14 protein-coding genes and 1 tRNA gene are annotated in these 15,810 nt (G+C 70.6%); 10 read left to right on the forward strand and 5 right to left on the reverse strand.

The window, feature by feature from the left end; translation table 11 throughout:
* Positions 1-89: 89 nt before the first annotated feature.
* Positions 90-812: a hypothetical protein gene (locus OG496_RS14990; protein WP_405971192.1), complete on the reverse strand. Its 723-nt coding sequence runs from the start codon at positions 810-812 to the stop codon at positions 90-92.
* 47 nt (positions 813-859) lie between these two features.
* On the opposite strand from OG496_RS14990, the gene OG496_RS14995 reads away from it, so the two are divergent.
* The gene (locus OG496_RS14995; protein ID WP_005485166.1) at positions 860-1,048 is read left to right on the forward strand and encodes a DUF5703 family protein; all 189 of its coding nucleotides are present in this window, start codon (positions 860-862) and stop codon (positions 1,046-1,048) included.
* Between the two features lie 89 nt (positions 1,049-1,137).
* Here OG496_RS14995 and OG496_RS15000 read toward each other — a convergent pair whose 3' ends face one another.
* From OG496_RS15000 to OG496_RS15010, 3 genes are all read right to left on the reverse strand, one after another.
* Positions 1,138-2,220 carry a chaplin gene (locus tag OG496_RS15000; protein WP_405971193.1) on the reverse strand — a complete coding sequence of 361 codons (1,083 nt, stop codon included), beginning with the start codon at positions 2,218-2,220 and terminating at the stop codon, positions 1,138-1,140.
* A 131-nt stretch (positions 2,221-2,351) separates the two neighbouring features.
* Entirely contained in the window at positions 2,352-2,585 is a 234-nt protein-coding gene (gene chpH, locus OG496_RS15005) for a chaplin ChpH (RefSeq protein WP_019059153.1), read from the reverse strand.
* Between the two features lie 198 nt (positions 2,586-2,783).
* Entirely contained in the window at positions 2,784-4,109 is a 1,326-nt protein-coding gene (locus OG496_RS15010; protein WP_405971194.1) for a M20/M25/M40 family metallo-hydrolase, read from the reverse strand.
* A gap of 198 nt (positions 4,110-4,307) precedes the next feature.
* Between OG496_RS15010 and OG496_RS15015 the strand changes: the two genes are divergently transcribed.
* The 5 genes from OG496_RS15015 (at position 4,308) to OG496_RS15035 (ending at position 11,151) form a co-directional block, all read left to right on the forward strand.
* Positions 4,308-4,392, forward strand: a tRNA-Leu gene (locus OG496_RS15015).
* 276 nt (positions 4,393-4,668) lie between these two features.
* A complete protein-coding gene (locus OG496_RS15020) occupies positions 4,669-8,532 on the forward strand; it encodes a Pls/PosA family non-ribosomal peptide synthetase (protein WP_405971195.1) in 3,864 nt (1,287 codons plus the stop codon).
* 80 nt (positions 8,533-8,612) lie between these two features.
* Positions 8,613-9,956 (forward strand): M1 family metallopeptidase, encoded by a 1,344-nt coding sequence (locus OG496_RS15025; RefSeq protein ID WP_405971196.1) that lies wholly within the window; start codon positions 8,613-8,615, stop codon positions 9,954-9,956.
* A gap of 64 nt (positions 9,957-10,020) precedes the next feature.
* Positions 10,021-10,752 (forward strand): hypothetical protein, encoded by a 732-nt coding sequence (locus OG496_RS15030; protein WP_405971197.1) that lies wholly within the window; start codon positions 10,021-10,023, stop codon positions 10,750-10,752.
* An 18-nt stretch (positions 10,753-10,770) separates the two neighbouring features.
* Complete coding sequence (locus OG496_RS15035) at positions 10,771-11,151, forward strand: YchJ family protein (RefSeq protein ID WP_405971198.1); 381 nt, start codon at positions 10,771-10,773, stop codon at positions 11,149-11,151.
* A gap of 14 nt (positions 11,152-11,165) precedes the next feature.
* Here OG496_RS15035 and OG496_RS15040 read toward each other — a convergent pair whose 3' ends face one another.
* The gene (locus OG496_RS15040) at positions 11,166-11,867 is read right to left on the reverse strand and encodes a FadR/GntR family transcriptional regulator (protein ID WP_328684331.1); all 702 of its coding nucleotides are present in this window, start codon (positions 11,865-11,867) and stop codon (positions 11,166-11,168) included.
* 130 nt (positions 11,868-11,997) lie between these two features.
* On the opposite strand from OG496_RS15040, the gene OG496_RS15045 reads away from it, so the two are divergent.
* The 4 genes from OG496_RS15045 (at position 11,998) to OG496_RS15060 (ending at position 15,801) form a co-directional block, all read left to right on the forward strand.
* Entirely contained in the window at positions 11,998-12,516 is a 519-nt protein-coding gene (locus OG496_RS15045; RefSeq protein ID WP_405971199.1) for a gluconokinase, read from the forward strand.
* Between the two features lie 75 nt (positions 12,517-12,591).
* On the forward strand, positions 12,592-13,989 hold the full coding sequence (locus tag OG496_RS15050) for a gluconate:H+ symporter (RefSeq protein ID WP_405971200.1): 1,398 nt from the start codon (positions 12,592-12,594) through the stop codon (positions 13,987-13,989).
* A gap of 10 nt (positions 13,990-13,999) precedes the next feature.
* Complete coding sequence (locus OG496_RS15055; protein WP_405971201.1) at positions 14,000-14,758, forward strand: SDR family oxidoreductase; 759 nt, start codon at positions 14,000-14,002, stop codon at positions 14,756-14,758.
* 17 nt (positions 14,759-14,775) lie between these two features.
* Positions 14,776-15,801, forward strand: coding sequence for an L-idonate 5-dehydrogenase (locus tag OG496_RS15060; protein ID WP_405971202.1), 1,026 nt, complete (start codon positions 14,776-14,778; stop codon positions 15,799-15,801).
* The last annotated feature ends 9 nt before the right edge of the window (positions 15,802-15,810 follow it).

The following is a 15,810-nucleotide window of genomic DNA, read 5'->3' on the forward strand; positions in this document are numbered from 1 at the left end:
CACGGACGACGGACGGCGGCGGTCGCCGAGGGAGTCAGTCCCTCGGCGACCGCCGCCGTCTTTGTCGCAACAGCCGGGCGCGGTGCGGATCAGCGGTCCGCTTCCAGCGCCTCCAGGTCCTCGTCCTCGTCGAGATCGGCGTCCAGGTCGGGATCGAGTTCGTCCTCGGCCTCGTCCACCTCGTCGATGTCGTCGATCTCGTCGTTGATCTCGTCGTCGAAGACCGCGCTGACGTCGAAGCGGCACACCACCCGCTGCGGGTCGACGCCCTCGAAGGGGGCCTCCAGCCAGGCACCGGGTTCGGCCGTCTCGTCGGCGGCGGTCACCCACAGCGTGGAGTCGCCCTCCTCCAGCCCGAACTCCTTGGGCCGGGAGGCGATCTCGTCCGCCTCGAACTCGTCGAAGAGGATGCCGAGCGCACCGTGGATCGTGCCGGAGGCCTCCGTGCCCGTGCCGTCGCCGACCGCCGCCTCGACCCGCTGCGCCTGGGCCAGCAGCCGCTGCGGCTCCGCCACGGCGTAGTCCCGGCGGATCAACACGCTCACCGCGTTCGGCTCCTCGGGGCCGGTGTACGGCGGCAGGGAGTCGTCAGTACCGGGGATCTCGAAAGGCGTGACCTCGTCATAACGGTCGTAGAGCAGCTCGTCGTAGACCTCGGCGGCCGCGGCGAGCTGGTTGAACGCCTCGTAGACGGCCGGGTCGTCCTCCCCCGACCGGGCTTCGACCGCGGCCAGGTGGCGGTCGAGCGCGGTCTTGACCGCCTCGGCGGCGGCGCGTACCTCGGCAGCGGTGGGCTGCGCAGCATCAGACATAGTGCAGACGCTATCCGTACCGGGGCTCTGCCCGCACAATAGATGCGATGCCGGAATACGAATTTGTCGACGTGTACGTACCGCGCGGGGTCTCCCGCAAGGACGCCACACGTCTGCTGACGGACCATGCCGAGTACGGACACTGGGAATTGGACCGACTGAGCCTGCTGCGCGACGGCAGTCGCAGGGTGCGGCTGCGCCGGCGGATCATCCGCCAGGTGCGCGCCACGTGGTGAGCTGAGCCGGACGCAACGGAGCGGGCCCCGACGGTGCGGGGCCCCTCCGTTGCGCAGATCACATGTTCCGAGTCACATGTGCCCGGGAGTCACACCGAGGCCCGCGCCTTGCGGTACAGCACCGCGCCCGCGAGCAGCGCGCCCGCGCCGACCGGCAGGGCGAGGCCGAGCGGCAGTTCGCTGCCGGTGTGCGCGAGCTGGGCGCCGCCCGGGGTCTGGACCGCGGACTGCGCGCCGGGCTGGGTCACGTGCGCGGAACCGGTCGGTGCGTGAACGCCCTTGATCGGCGAGGTGCCCGGTGAGGTGGGGTGGGTGGGCGTGCCCGGGTGGCTCGGGGTCCCGGGGTGACCCGGCGTTCCGGGCGGGGTGGTCCCGTGACCGCCGCCCGGGGGCGTGCCGTGGTGGCCGCCGTGACCGGGAGGCGTGCCGTGGTGATGACCACCGCCCGGGTGGTGACCGTGATGGCCCTCGCCCGGAGGCGTCCCGTGGTGACCGCCGCCGTGATGACCGCCGCCGCCCGGAGGGGTCCCGTGGTCATGTCCGCCACCGTGATGTCCACCCCCGTGGTGCCCGCCACCCCCCGGAGGCGTCCCGTGGTCATGGCCGCCGCCGTTCCAACTCCCCCCGTTGGCACAGTCGTTGCCGGTGACGGCGTTGCCGATGCCGATGACGTCGATGCTGTTGCCGCAGACGTTCACCGGTACGTCGACGGGTACCTGGACGTGGTTGCCGGAGCCGACACCGGGCGAGTTCGAGGCGTGTCCGCCGGCGTGCGAGCCCCCTGAGCCGCCGTGCGCCCCCTGGCCGCCGGAACCGCCGTGTCCGCCCGACCCGCCGTAACCACCGGAGTCCCCGTACCCGCCGGTCGAGCCGTGGCCTCCCGGCGAACCGTGTCCGCCGCCGCTGCCGTGACCGCTTCCGCCGCCCCCACCCGGATTGGCGCACTTGTTGCCGACCGCCGGGTTGAGGATCCCCACCACGTTCACGGTGTTGCCGCAGACGTTGACCGGCACATGCACCGGTGCCTGCACGGTGTTGCCGGACAGTACGCCGGCCGATTCCGAACTGGAGCCCGCGGCGCCCGAGTCGGCGTGGGCGACACCGCCCGCGGCGGCGATCACCCCGGTCGCGGCCGCCACGGTCATCAAGCTCTTTCGAGTGACCTGTCGCATTGCTGAATTCCCCCCTGCCTTCAATCCTGACTGAATTCCTCGCGCGATTTCTCGCACAATGACCGTCGGCCCCGGAGCGCATGGCGCGCGCTCCGGGGCCGAGGATGTGGTCACCCCTCAGAGGGACGACGTCACTTGTTGACGCAGGTGTTGCCGAAGGCGGGGTTCAGCAGACCGATCACCGAGATCGTGTTGCCGCACACGTTCACCGGGACGTGCACGGGAACCTGGATGACGTTGCCGGAAACGACACCCGGGGAGTGCACAGCGGCACCCTGAGCGCCCGAGTCGGCGACGGCCAGACCCGCACCCGCGAGAACCAGGCCACCGGTGGCAGCCGCAGCGGCGACGACCTTCTTGATCATTATTCCTCCTTGTTGGCAAAAGCGATCTCGTGTTGCCGATCGCATCACCTGTAACGAGGAGGGAGTAATGGAGCTACGAGCTTATGAGCACATTCACCCGTCCCAGTGGCTTCCGTACGCGCGGTCGAATTCCGGCGTCAACCGACGTCGACCGGTGTTTCAGGACACGGTTTCAGGACCTGACCTCAGGACCCGACTTCAGGACGCGTCGATGAACCGGTCCAGCACCCGCACCCCGAACTTCAGCCCCTCCACCGGCACCCGCTCGTCGACCCCGTGGAACATGCCCGCGAAGTCCAGCTCCGGCGGCAGCTTGAGCGGCGCGAAGCCGAAGCCCCGGATGCCCAGGTCGTCGAAGGACTTGGCGTCCGTACCGCCGGAGAGCATGTACGGGATCGCCTTCGCGGTCGGGTCCTCGGCGAGCAGCGAGGACTGCATGGCCTCGACCAGTGGCCCGTCGAAGGTGGTCTCCAGGGCCTTGTCGGAGTGGACGCCCTCACGCTTCACGTTCGGCCCGAGAATCCGGTCGAGGTCGGCGAAGAACTCCTCCTTGTACCCGGGCAGGAACCGCCCGTCGACGTTCGCGGTGGCCTCGCCGGGGATGACGTTGACCTTGTAACCGGCGTTCAGCTGCGTCGGGTTGGCGGTGTTGCTCAGCGTCGCGCCGATGAGCTTGGCGATGCCGCCGAGCCGCTTGAGCGTGGCCTCCATGTCCTCGGGGTCGAGCGGGGTGCCGAGCGCGTCGCCGAGTTCGTCGAGGAAGGCGCGCGTCGTCTTGGTGACCCGCACCGGGAACTTGTGCCGGCCGATCCGGGCGACCGCCTCCGACAGCTCGGTGATCGCGTTGTCGCGGTGGATCATCGACCCGTGCCCGGCGGTGCCGGCCACGGTCAGCTTCATCCAGTGCATGCCCTTCTCGGCCGTCTGGATCAGATAGAGCCGCCGCTCCTCGCTCACCGTGAACGAGAACCCGCCGACCTCGCTGATGCCCTCGGTGACGCCCTCGAACAGCTCGCGGTGGTTGTCGACGAGGTGCCGCGCACCGTACGTGCCGCCCGCCTCCTCGTCGGCGAGGAACGCGAGCACGATGTCGCGCGGGGGCCTGCGCCCGCTGCGCAGCCGGTCGCGGACGACCGCCAGGGTCATCGCGTCCATGTCCTTCATGTCGACGGCGCCGCGCCCCCACACGCACCCGTCCGCGACCTCGCCGGAGAAGGGGTGGTGGGTCCAGTCCGCCGCGTTCGCCGGTACGACGTCCAGGTGGCCGTGGATGAGGAGCGCGGGCCGGGAGGGGTCCGTGCCCTCGATCCGGGCCACCGTGGACGCGCGTCCCGGGTGCGACTCGAAGATCTTGGGTTCGAGGCCCACCTCGGCGAGCTGCTCGGCGACGTACTCGGCCGCCTTGCGCTCCCCGGGGCCCGAGTGGTCGCCGTAGTTGCTGGTGTCGATCCGGATCAGCTCGCGGCAGAGGTCCACGACCTCGTCCTCGCCGGTGACGCCCCTGGCCGTGTCCGTGTCGCTCACGCTGCTTCCTCCCACTGTCACTGCTGGTGGTCCTCCCCCATCCTCTCTCCCCATCCCGCCGCACCCCAAGGGCGGTCCCGGCCCGTCACACGCCGTTCACGCGGGACGCGAGCGGGAACAGGGGGTGATCGGCCACCCCTGGAAGCCTGGTAATGTTTCCTTCGTCGCCGCGGGGAAACCACGCGCGACAAACACCTTGTCCGGGTGGCGGAATGGCAGACGCGCTAGCTTGAGGTGCTAGTGCCCTTTATCGGGCGTGGGGGTTCAAGTCCCCCCTCGGACACATCGCAGGCGAGGGCCGCGACCTCTGGGTCGCGGCCCTCGCCGCATTTGTGGGGGATGTCTCCTTCGGCCTGAAGATCACCAGGTCAGAGCGTTGTCGCACGCTCACGGAGCGCCTCCGTTCGGCCGCCCCGAGTGGCCGTCGGCAGGCCCGGAGCCTAGCGTCGTACTAAAATTTCCGGCTTGTTACGGAACGGAGCTGGAGCTGGACAACCCCAGGCATACCTGCGGGCCCGCCAGCACCCCGGATGTTTCCGGGTTCGAGACGCGAGGACCGATGGCAGCCATACACGAGAGCAGTGCTCTCGGGCTTGACGAAGAGATCCGCACACAGTTCGGCGATACGGCACGTTTTTCCGCGGCTCCGGCAGCCTCGGCCCGCACCCTTGTCGACATTCTCGACGCGTCGGTGCGGTCGTATCCCGACGAGCTCGCCCTGGACGACGGCACCGTCCGCCTCACCTACCGTGCGCTGGCCGTCGAGGTGGAGACCCTGCGCCGCACCCTGGCCGCGGCCGGTGTCGGCCTCGGTGACCGGGTCGGCGTGCGCGTCCCGTCCGGGACCAACGACCTCTACATCGCGATCCTCGCCGTACTCGCCGCCGGTGCCGCCTACGTCCCCGTCGACGCCGAGGACCCCGACGAGCGCGCCGAGCTGGTCTTCGGCGAGGCCGACGTCCGCGCCGTCATCGGCGCCGAGCACGCCCTGACCGTCCTCGGGCACAGTGACGTTCCGGCCGCCCGGCCCGGTGTCGAGCAGGACGCGTGGATCATCTTCACCTCCGGCTCCACCGGCAAGCCCAAGGGCGTCGCCGTCACGCACCGCAGCGCGGCGGCCTTCGTGGACGCCGAGGCCGCGCTGTTCCTCACCGAGGACCCCATCGGTCCGGGTGACAGGGTCATGGCGGGGCTGTCCGTCGCCTTCGACGCGTCCTGCGAGGAGATGTGGCTGGCCTGGCGCTACGGCGCCTGTCTGGTGCCGGTGCCGCGCTCGCAGGTGCGCAGCGGCGCCGACCTCGGCCCCTGGCTGGTCGAGCAGGACATCAGCGTCGTCTCGACCGTGCCGACCCTTGCCTCCCTCTGGGAGCCCGAAGCGCTGAACGACGTACGCCTGCTGATCTTCGGCGGTGAGGCCTGCCCGCCCGAGCTGGTGCAGCGGCTGGTCACCGAGGGCCGCGAGGTCTGGAACACGTACGGACCGACCGAGGCGACCGTCGTCGCCTGCGCCTCCCTGATGACCGGCGACGAGCCGATCCGTATCGGACTCCCCCTGAACGGCTGGGAGTTGGCCGTCGTCGACGAGGCCGGGGTGCCCGTACCGATGGGCGGCAGTGGGCAGTTGGTGATCGGCGGGGTCGGTCTCGCCCGCTATCTCGACCCCGAGAAGGACGCCGAGAAGTACGCGCCCCTCGAATCGCTCGGCTGGGAACGGGCGTACCGCAGTGGTGACTTGGTCAAGGCCGAGCCCGAGGGCCTGATCTTCCTGGGCCGGGCCGACGAGCAGATCAAGCTCGGCGGGCGCCGGATCGAACTCGGCGAGGTCGACGCGGCCCTCCAGGCACTCCCCGGAGTGGCCGGCGCAGCCGCCGCCGTACGCACCGCGCGCAGCGGCAACCAGCTCCTCGTCGGCTATGTCGTCACCCAGGAGGGCTGGGACCAGGCCGCCGCCGTCGAGAAGCTGCGGGCCGAACTGCCCGCCGCCCTCGTGCCGTTGATCGCGCCGGTCGAGGACCTCCCGACCCGCACCTCCGGCAAGGTCGACCGCAACGCGCTGCCCTGGCCGCTCGAAGGCCTGGAGACCGCCGGCGCCAAGGAGCAGCTCTACGGCACGGAGGCCTGGCTCGCCGAGCAGTGGACCGAGGTGCTCGGCATCCCCGTGGGCAGCGCGGCCGACGACTTCTTCGCGATCGGCGGAAGCAGCCTGGCCGCCGCGCAGTTGACGACGCGGCTGCGCACCCGTTACCCGAGCGCTGCCGTCCTCGACATCTACCAGCAGCCGACGCTGCGCAAGTTGGCCCGCCACCTCGAAGACTCGGCGCAGGGCGACGGCACCGCGCGCGTAATCGCCCCGGTGCCGACCCGCGCCAAGGTGGTCCAACTCCTCGCGCTGGTCCCCCTGTTCACCCTGGTCGGCCTCCGCTGGACGGTGGCACTGGCCGCGCTCGGCAATGTCCTGTCCGGCTACGCGTGGCTGCCGACCGCGTCCTGGTGGCTGGTCGGCGCCGGCGCGCTGCTGCTGTTCAGCCCTCCCGGGCGGCTCGCGCTCGCCGCGGGCGGTGCGCGGCTGCTGCTGCGTGGCGTGAAGCCGGGTCGCTACGACCGCGGTGGCAGCGTCCATCTGCGGCTGTGGGCGGCGGAGCGGCTGGCCGAGTTCAGCGGGGCGACCTCACTGACCGGCTCCTGGCTGGAGCGGTACGCACGTGCCCTCGGCGCCAAGATCGGCCCGGACGTCGATCTGCACTCCCTCCCGCCGGTCACCGGCATGCTCAAGATGGGCCGCGGTGCCGCGGTCGAGTCCGAGGTGGACCTGTCCGGCTACTGGCTGGACGGCGACCGCCTGGAGATCGGCCCGGTCAAGGTCGGCGCGCACGCCGTCGTCGGCACGCGCAGCATGCTGTTCCCCGGCGCCCGGGTGGGCAAGCGGGCCGAGGTGGCGCCGGGTTCGGCCGTCACCGGCACGGTCCCGACCGGCCAGCGCTGGGCGGGCGCGCCCGCGGTCAAGCTCGGCAAGGCCAAGCGCAACTGGCCCAAGGAGCGCCCGCAGCGGGGCACGTACTGGCGTGTGATGTACGGCATGACGGGCTTCGCGCTCACCATGCTGCCGGTGGTCTCCGGCGCCGTAGCGCTACTGGTGGCGAGCGCGTTCATCGCGCCCGGCGACGGTCTCGGCGAGGCCCTGCGGGGTGCGGCGGTCGCGCTGGTCCCGGCGACGCTGGCCTTCGGCCTGACGTACGCGCTGCTGATCCTGATCGGTGTACGGCTGCTCAGCCTGGGGCTGCGTGAGGGTACGCACCCGACGCACAGCCGGATCGGCTGGCAGGCGTGGACGGTCACGCAGTTGATGGACCTCTCCCGCGAGACCCTGTTCCCGCTGTACGCCGGGCTGGCCACGCCGGTGTGGCTGCGGCTGCTCGGGATGAAGATCGGGCGGGGCGCCGAGGTGTCGACCGTGCTCGCGCTGCCGAGCCTGACGACCGTCGGCGAGGGTGCGTTCCTGGCCGACGACACGTTGACCGCGCCGTACGAACTCGGCGGTGGCTGGGTGCACATCGGGCGGGCCGAGATCGGGCGGCGGGCGTTCCTGGGGAACTCCGGGATGACCGCGCCCGGGCGGAGCGTGCCGGACGGCGGGCTCGTCGGGGTGTTGTCGGCGACGCCGAAGAAGGCGAAGAAGGGCACGTCGTACCTGGGGCTGCCGCCGGTGAAGCTGCCGCGCAGCACGAGCGGTGGCGACCAGAGCCGGACGTACGACCCGCCGGCCAAGCTGCTGTGGGCGCGCGGTCTCGTGGAGCTGTGCCGGATCGTGCCGGTGTTCTGCTCGGCCGGTCTTGCCGTGCTGACGGTGGCCGCGCTGTGCGCGCTGGGGGTGTGGGCGCCGCTGCTGTCGGGGCTCGTGCTGCTGGCCGTCGGTGCGCTGGCCGGGCTGATCTCGATCGTGGCCAAGTGGACCCTCGTGGGTCGGCATCGCGGTGCCGAGCACCCGCTGTGGAGCGGTTACGTGTGGCGCAACGAGCTGGCGGACACCTTCGTCGAGGTCGTGGCCGTGCCGTGGCTGGCCGGTTCGGTGCCGGGTACTCCGGTGCTGACGGCCTGGCTGCGCGGGCTCGGGGCGCACATCGGCAAGGGTGTCTGGGTGGAGAGTTACTGGCTGCCGGAGACCGATCTGGTGACCCTGGAGGACGCGTCCACAGTGAACCGTGGTTGTGTGCTCCAGACCCACCTCTTCCACGACCGGATCTTGCGGACGGATACTGTGGTCCTCCGTGAGGGCGCGACGCTGGGTCCTGGCGGAATCGTCCTGCCCGGCAGCGTGGTCGGGGCCCGTACCACTCTGGGTCCCGCGTCGCTCGTGATGGCGGCGGAGTCCGTCCCGGACGACACCCGCTGGCTGGGCAATCCGATCGAGTCATGGCGATCCTGAACACAGGTCACGCGGCGTCGGCTTCGGAGGGCGGTGCACGGGTACGAGATACGAGCACAGCGCAGGGAGCAGACGCAGCAGTGACCGTTCAGCAGGCGGCGGGTCCGGACCCGTATTTCCCGGCAAACGGCGATGCCCGCTACCGGGTGCACCGCTATGAGCTCGCGCTGGACTACCGTCCCGGCCCCAACCGTCTCTCCGGCACGGCGCGCATCAACGCCATAGCGGGCCGTGCGCCGCTGCCCGAATTCCAGCTGAACCTGGGCGACTTCAAGATCAGCCGGATCCGGGTGGACGGCCGCCAGCCGCACTACACGCACCGCGGCGGCCGGTTGCGCGTCCGGCCCGCGAAGCCGCTGCGGGCCGGTGCCGCGTTCACCGTGGAGGTCCACTGGTCGGGCAACCCCAAGCCGGTCGCCAGCCCCTGGGGCGGCCTGGGCTGGGAGGAGCTGACCGACGGCGCGCTGGTGGCGAGCCAGCCGATCGGGGCGCCGTCCTGGTACCCGTGCAACGACCGGCCCGCCGACAAGGCCTCGTACCAGATCTCGATCACCACGCCGTCGGCGTACGCGGTGGTGGCGGGCGGCCGGCTCCTGACCCGAACTACCAAGGCTTCGACCACGACTTGGGTGTACGAGCAGTCGGCGCCGACGTCGAGTTATCTGGTCGGGTTGTCGATCGGGAAGTACCAGACGGTGTTGCTGGGAGACCCGGGTCTGGGTGGGGTCCCGCAGCATGGACACATCCCCTCCGACCTACTCCCGGAGTTCTCAAGGGACTTCGCGCGGCAGCCCGCGATGATGGAGCTGTTCCAGGAGCTGTTCGGGCCCTACCCGTTCGACGAGTACGCGGTCGTGGTGACGGAAGAGGAACTCGATGTCCCCGTCGAGGCACAGGGGTTGTCGCTGTTCGGCGCCAACCACGTTGACGGGGCCCGGGGTTCGGAACGGCTCGTCGCGCACGAGCTGGCCCACCAGTGGTTCGGCAACAGCGTCTCCATCGCCGACTGGCGCCACATCTGGCTGAACGAGGGCTTCGCCAAGTACGCGGAGTGGCTGTGGTCCGAGCGCTCGGGCGGCCGTACGGCCCATCAACACGCCGCCGCCGCGCACCGGTTGCTGTCCACCCTGCCGCAGGATCTGCGGCTTGCCGACCCCGGCCGCAAGTCCATGTTCGACGACCGGCTCTACGAACGCGGCGGGGTCACCGTGCACGCGGTGCGCTGCGCGCTGGGTGACATCGCGTTCTTCCGGATGCTGCGGGGGTGGGCGAACCAGCACCGGAACGGGACGGTGACCACCGCGACGTTCACGTCCCATGCGTCCCGGTTCACGTCCGAGCCGTTGGACCAGCTTTTCGACGCGTGGGTGTACCGGGGGGCGTTGCCGCCGATGCCTTCGGCGGAGACGGGGATCGCGGTCTGAGTTGTCGGCTCCGTTGCGAGTGGGGAACTGACGGAGTATCAAGTGACTTCACGGGGGTGAGGTCATGGCAGCCGCATGGGGCCGGGGGTTCGCGGAGACGGGTGAGTGGCTGGAGGTCTACGGGGAGACCGAGCCGCAATCCGTCCCGCTGGAGCAGATGTTCGCCACGGGACCGGACACCGCACGCCCTTTCACCGGGTATCTCTACGTGTGGTCGCTCGGGTACACGGGGGACGAAGCGCCGTCCGTGAAGGTCACGCTGCTGTTCCCGGCCATGAGCGGCTGGCGGGTGAAGGACGTCCAGGCCGTCGTGTACCACCTGCCGCCGGTGGAGGACGAGCGGGCATGGCGGAACACCCTGGCCAGGGACCTGCGGGCGGCCGGGCCCGCCCTGGAGGCCGCCGGCAAGCTCACGGCGGACCTGGTCGGCTTTCCCGAGATCAACGCGATGATGTCCGCCGCGGCCCACCTGAGGGCGCGCAGCGCACCGCAGATGCGGGACGAGGAGTGGTTCGTCAAGCGAGTGCACCGCAGCCCCGGCGGGATCCTGCACCAGGGAGTCGAGTGGACGCTCCCGGCGAACTTCGTGCGGCAGATCGGGACCCGGGTCACCGGCGCCCTCCTCGTGGAGTTCATCGGTGCCGCACCCGCGTACGAGGACACCGACCCCGCCGGCGGCGAGCCGCTGCCGCTCCTGGCCTGCGCGACGCTCACCCGCGACAAGGAGGTGAGGCTGCCCGAGGACGCCTACGTCCGGCTGCCGCTCCGCGTCACCCCCGAACGCCCGCGAACGTAGCCCCGGCACAATGTGCCCATGACCCCACGCACCAACTGCCCCTGCGGCCTCCCCCAGCCCTACGAAGAGTGCTGCGGCCGCTACCACTCAGGCCCCACAACCGCCCCCACCGCCGAGGCACTGATGCGCTCCCGCTACACCGCCTTCGTACGGCTGGACGCGCCCTACCTGCTGCGCACCTGGCACCCCCGGACACGGCCCGCCGAGCCCCTCGGTCTCGACCCAGGAATGCGGTGGACCGGGCTGGAGATCCTGGAGACGGGTGGCGGATCGGCGTTCCACTCCGCGGGGACCGTGACGTTCCGGGCGTCGTACAAGGGCGGCGCGATCCATGAGCGGAGCCGGTTCGAGCGGGTCGACGGGGCCTGGGTGTACCTCGACGGGGAGTTCCTGGACTAGGGCGACCAGGTCAACTACGGGGCCAGGATGTCCAGTTCCTGAAGCGCGCCCACCGTGATCTCGCGGGTCAGGGTTTCCGCGCGGAGCGCGTCGCCCTCGCGGACCGCTTCCGCGACCTGGACGTGGAGGGTGACGGCGGCCGGGTCGGGGTCCTCGAACATGACCTCGTGGTGGGTGCGGCCCGCCAGGACCTCGGTGACCACGTCGCCCAGGCGGGCGAACATCTCGTTGCCCGAGGCGGTGAGGATCACCCGGTGGAAGGCCACGTCGTGGACGAGGTAGGCCTCCAGTTTGTGGCCGCGCGAGTTGGCGACCATACCGATCGCGCACTCGGTGAGTTCCGCGCACTGCTCCGCCGTAGCGAATTTGGCAGCCAGGCCGGCCGCGATCGGCTCTACCGCTGAGCGCAGCACCGTGAGCGAGCGCAGTTGCTGCGGGCGGTCGGCGCCGGCCAGGCGCCAGCGGATGACCTGCGGGTCGTAGACGTTCCACTCGGCCTTGGGGCGGACCGTGACGCCCACCCGGCGGCGGGACTCGACCAGGTGCATGGATTCGAGGACGCGGACCGCCTCGCGCATCACGGAGCGGGAGACCTCGAAGTCCTTGGCGAGCTCGTCCGTGCGCAGGACACTGCCCGGCGGGTACTCGCCCGCGGTGATGGCGGGGCCGAGGGAGTCGAGTACGCGGCCGTGCAACCCGCGGCCCGGAGTGGTCATGCACTCAGCGTACGGGTCGCATCACGGAACCAAAAAGTCAGACTTATATGTCACAGACTCTTGAATTCGTCGTACCTAATCGGTTTCAGTGGGATCGACATCAGGTGTCGACGGAGACAGTGAGGCAGCGATGCGTACCCCCCATGTCGTTGTGGTCATGGGCGTAGCGGGCACCGGGAAGACCACCATCGGTCCCCTGCTCGCGGCCCGGCTCGGCGTTCCGTACGCCGAGGGCGACGACTTCCACCCGCAGGCCAACATCGCCAAGATGTCGGCCGGGCACCCGCTGACGGACGAGGACCGGTGGCCCTGGCTGGACGCCATCGGTTCCTGGGCGCACGGGCGCGCGGGGCTCGGCGGGGTCGTCAGCAGCTCGGCGCTGAAGCGGTCGTACCGCGACCGGCTGCGGGCCGCCGCTCCCGGCGTCGTCTTCGTGCACCTCACCGGTGACCGCGCGCTCATCGAGGACCGGATGGCGCACCGGCACGGGCACTTCATGCCGACCGCGCTGCTCGACTCGCAGTTCGCCACGCTCCAGCCGCTGGAGGCGGACGAGGCGGGTGTCGCCGTGGACGTCACCGGCAGCCCGGAGCAGATCGCCGAGCGGGCGACGGCCGCGCTCGCGCAAGTCCCCGAGTCGACCTCCTAGTACCTCAAGTACCGCCTAGTACCTCCTAAGTACCGCCTGTCACCCCCAACTCCCCGTATCCGCAAGGAAGTCACCGTGACCAGACTCAGCGTCGAGATGCTGGCAGCGGACCCCGTCGAGCCCATCACCTCGGCCGGCCACGCTCAGCTGGGCATCGCCGTACTGGCGGGCATCGCCGTCATCGTCCTGCTCATCACCAAGTTCAAGATGCACGCCTTCCTGGCGCTGACCATCGGCTCGCTCGCGCTCGGCGCGTTCGCCGGGGCACCGCTGGACAAGGCCATCACCAGCTTCACCACCGGGCTCGGTTCGACCGTCGCCGGTGTGGGTGTGCTGATCGCGCTGGGCGCGATCCTCGGCAAGCTGCTCGCCGACTCGGGCGGCGCGGACCAGATCGTCGACACGATCCTCGCGAAGGCGAGCCCCCGGTCGATGCCGTGGGCGATGGTCCTGATCGCCTCGGTGATCGGGCTGCCGCTGTTCTTCGAGGTCGGCATCGTGCTGCTGATCCCGGTCGTGCTGATGGTCGCCAAGCGCGGCAACTACTCGCTCATGCGGATCGGCATCCCGGCGCTCGCGGGCCTGTCGGTCATGCACGGCCTCATTCCGCCGCACCCCGGGCCGCTGGTCGCCGTCGACGCCGTCAAGGCCAACCTCGGTCTGACCCTCGCGCTGGGCGTGCTGGTCGCGATCCCGACCGTGATCATCGCGGGCCCGCTGTTCTCGAAGGTCGCGGTGCGCTGGGTGGACGTCCAGGCCCCTGAGCGGATGACCCCCGCCCGCCCGTCCGAGGACCTGGAGAACCGTCCGAGCTTCGGCGCGACTCTCTCCACGATCCTGCTGCCGGTCGTGCTGATGCTCTCCAAGGCACTGGTCGACATCATCGTCGACGACCCCGAGCACACCGTGCAGCGCATCTTCGACGTCATCGGCTCCCCGCTGATCGCGCTCCTCGCGGCCGTCATCGTCGGCATGTTCACGCTGGGCCGCCCGGCGGGCTTCACCAAGGAGCGGCTGTCCACGACCGTCGAGAAGGGCCTGATGCCGATCGCGGGCATCCTGCTCATCGTCGGCGCGGGCGGCGGTTTCAAGCAGACGCTGATCGACTCCGGTGTCGGCCAGATGATCCTGGACATCTCCAAGGACTGGTCGATCCCGGCGCTGCTGCTGGCCTGGCTGATCGCGGTGGCGATCCGGCTGGCGACCGGTTCGGCGACGGTGGCCACGATCTCGGCGGCCGGTCTGGTCGCCCCGCTGGCCGCCGACATGTCGAGCGCCCACACCGCCCTGCTGGTGCTGGCGATCGGCGCGGGCTCGCTCTTCTTCAGCCATGTCAACGACGCCGGGTTCTGGCTGGTGAAGGAGTACTTCGGTCTGAGTGTCGGCCAGACCCTCAAGACCTGGTCCGTCATGGAGACGATCATCTCGGTCGTCGCGGGCGGACTGGTCCTCCTCCTCTCGCTGATCATCTAGGGGTACGGGAATGAGTCATCCTCTTTTCGACATCAGTGGCCGTACGGCCCTGGTCACCGGTTCCAGCCGGGGCATCGGACTCGCCCTCGCCCAGGGCCTGTTGGAGGCCGGCTGCACGGTCGTCCTGAACGGACGGGACGGCGAACGCCTCACCAAGGCCGCCGCCGGACTGTCCGGTGACGTCCACACGGCCGCCTTCGACGTGACCGACGGTCCGTCAGTCGCGGCCGGGATAGCGGACGTTGAGGAGCGGGTCGGCCCGCTCGACATCCTGGTCAACAACGCGGGCATGCAACTGCGCGCCCCGCTCCTGGAGTTCACCGACTCCGACTGGCACCGCATCATCGACACCAACCTCACCAGCGCGTTCCTGGTCGGCCGCGAGGCGGCCCGCCGGATGACGGAACGGGGCCACGGAAAGATCATCAACATCTGCTCGCTGCAGAGCGAGGTGGTCCGCCCCGGCATCGCGCCGTACGCGGCCACCAAGGGCGCGTTGAAGATGCTCACCAAGGGCATGTGCGCGGACTGGGGCCCGAGCGGCGTGCAGGTCAACGGTCTCGGCCCCGGTTACATCGAGACCGAGCTGACCCAACCCCTCGTCCAGGACGAGGAGTTCAGCGCCTGGGTGCGCAAGCGGACCCCGGCCGGCCGCTGGGGCCGTACGGAGGACCTGGTGGGCGGGGTGCTGTTCCTGGCGTCGCCCGCGGCGGACTTCGTGAGCGGACAGATCCTTTACGTCGACGGCGGCATGACGAGCGTGCTGTAGAGAACGGGAGTCCAGACATGCTGGGTTGTGTGATTCATGGTCAGGACGACCTGAGGGTCGAGGAGTTGACGGTCCCGGAGCCCGGCCCCGGCCAGGCCCTGGTCGCCGTCCGCTACGGCGGCGTCTGCGGCTCCGACCTCCACTACTGGCGCCACGGCGGCGTCGGCGACTTCCACCTCAAGGAACCGATGCTGCTCGGCCACGAGGTGGTCGGCACGGTCGTCTCCTACGGCCCCGGGGCCACAGGTCCCGTCCCCGGTACGGCGGTTGCCGTGCACCCGGCCACGCCGTGCGGGGTGTGCCCCGAGTGCGTGGACGGTCGCCGGAACGTGTGCCGGGACACCGCGTATCTGGGCAGCGCGGCCCGTTTCCCGCACGTGCAGGGCGGTTTCGCGGCCCAAGTCACCGTCCCAGCCGAGCAGTTGAGGCCGGTTCCGGCGGGCCTGGAGCTGCGCCGGGCCGCCCTCGCCGAACCGCTCTCCGTCGCCCTGCACGCCGTACGGCGCACCGGGGACGTGACCGGACGCCATGTGCTGGTCACCGGCGCGGGCCCGATCGGCTGCCTGGTCGTCGCGGCGGCGAAGGCGGCCGGCGCGGCCCAGGTGACGGTAACGGACCTGCTCCCGGCGGCACTTCGGTACGCCACCGCGGCCGGCGCCGACACCGTCGTACGGGCCGATGACCTGGACGACCCCGGGTGGCCGTCCGAAGTGGACGTCGCCATCGAGGCGTCCGGAGTGGCGGCCGGGCTCGACACCTGTCTGCGGCTCGTGCGGCGGGGCGGGGTCGTCGTGCAGCTCGGGATGCTGCCGCCGGGGCAGAGTCCCTTCGCGGGGAACCTGGTCGTCAGCCGGGAGATCGAACTGCGCGGGGCGTTCCGCTTCGACACGGAGTTCAACGACGCGCTTCAACTCCTCGCCGTGGAGCCCGCGTTCGACGCTCTGGTCAGTGCGGTGGTACCGGTGCGGGAGGCGGAGTCGGCGTTCGCGCTGGCGGCCGACCGGAGCCGGTCGTGCAAGGTGCTGCTGGACTTCGGAGGCTGAGCAGGGCGA

The sequence above is a fragment of the Streptomyces sp. NBC_00988 genome, assembly GCF_045162645.1.
Lineage (GTDB): Bacteria > Actinomycetota > Actinomycetes > Streptomycetales > Streptomycetaceae > Streptomyces.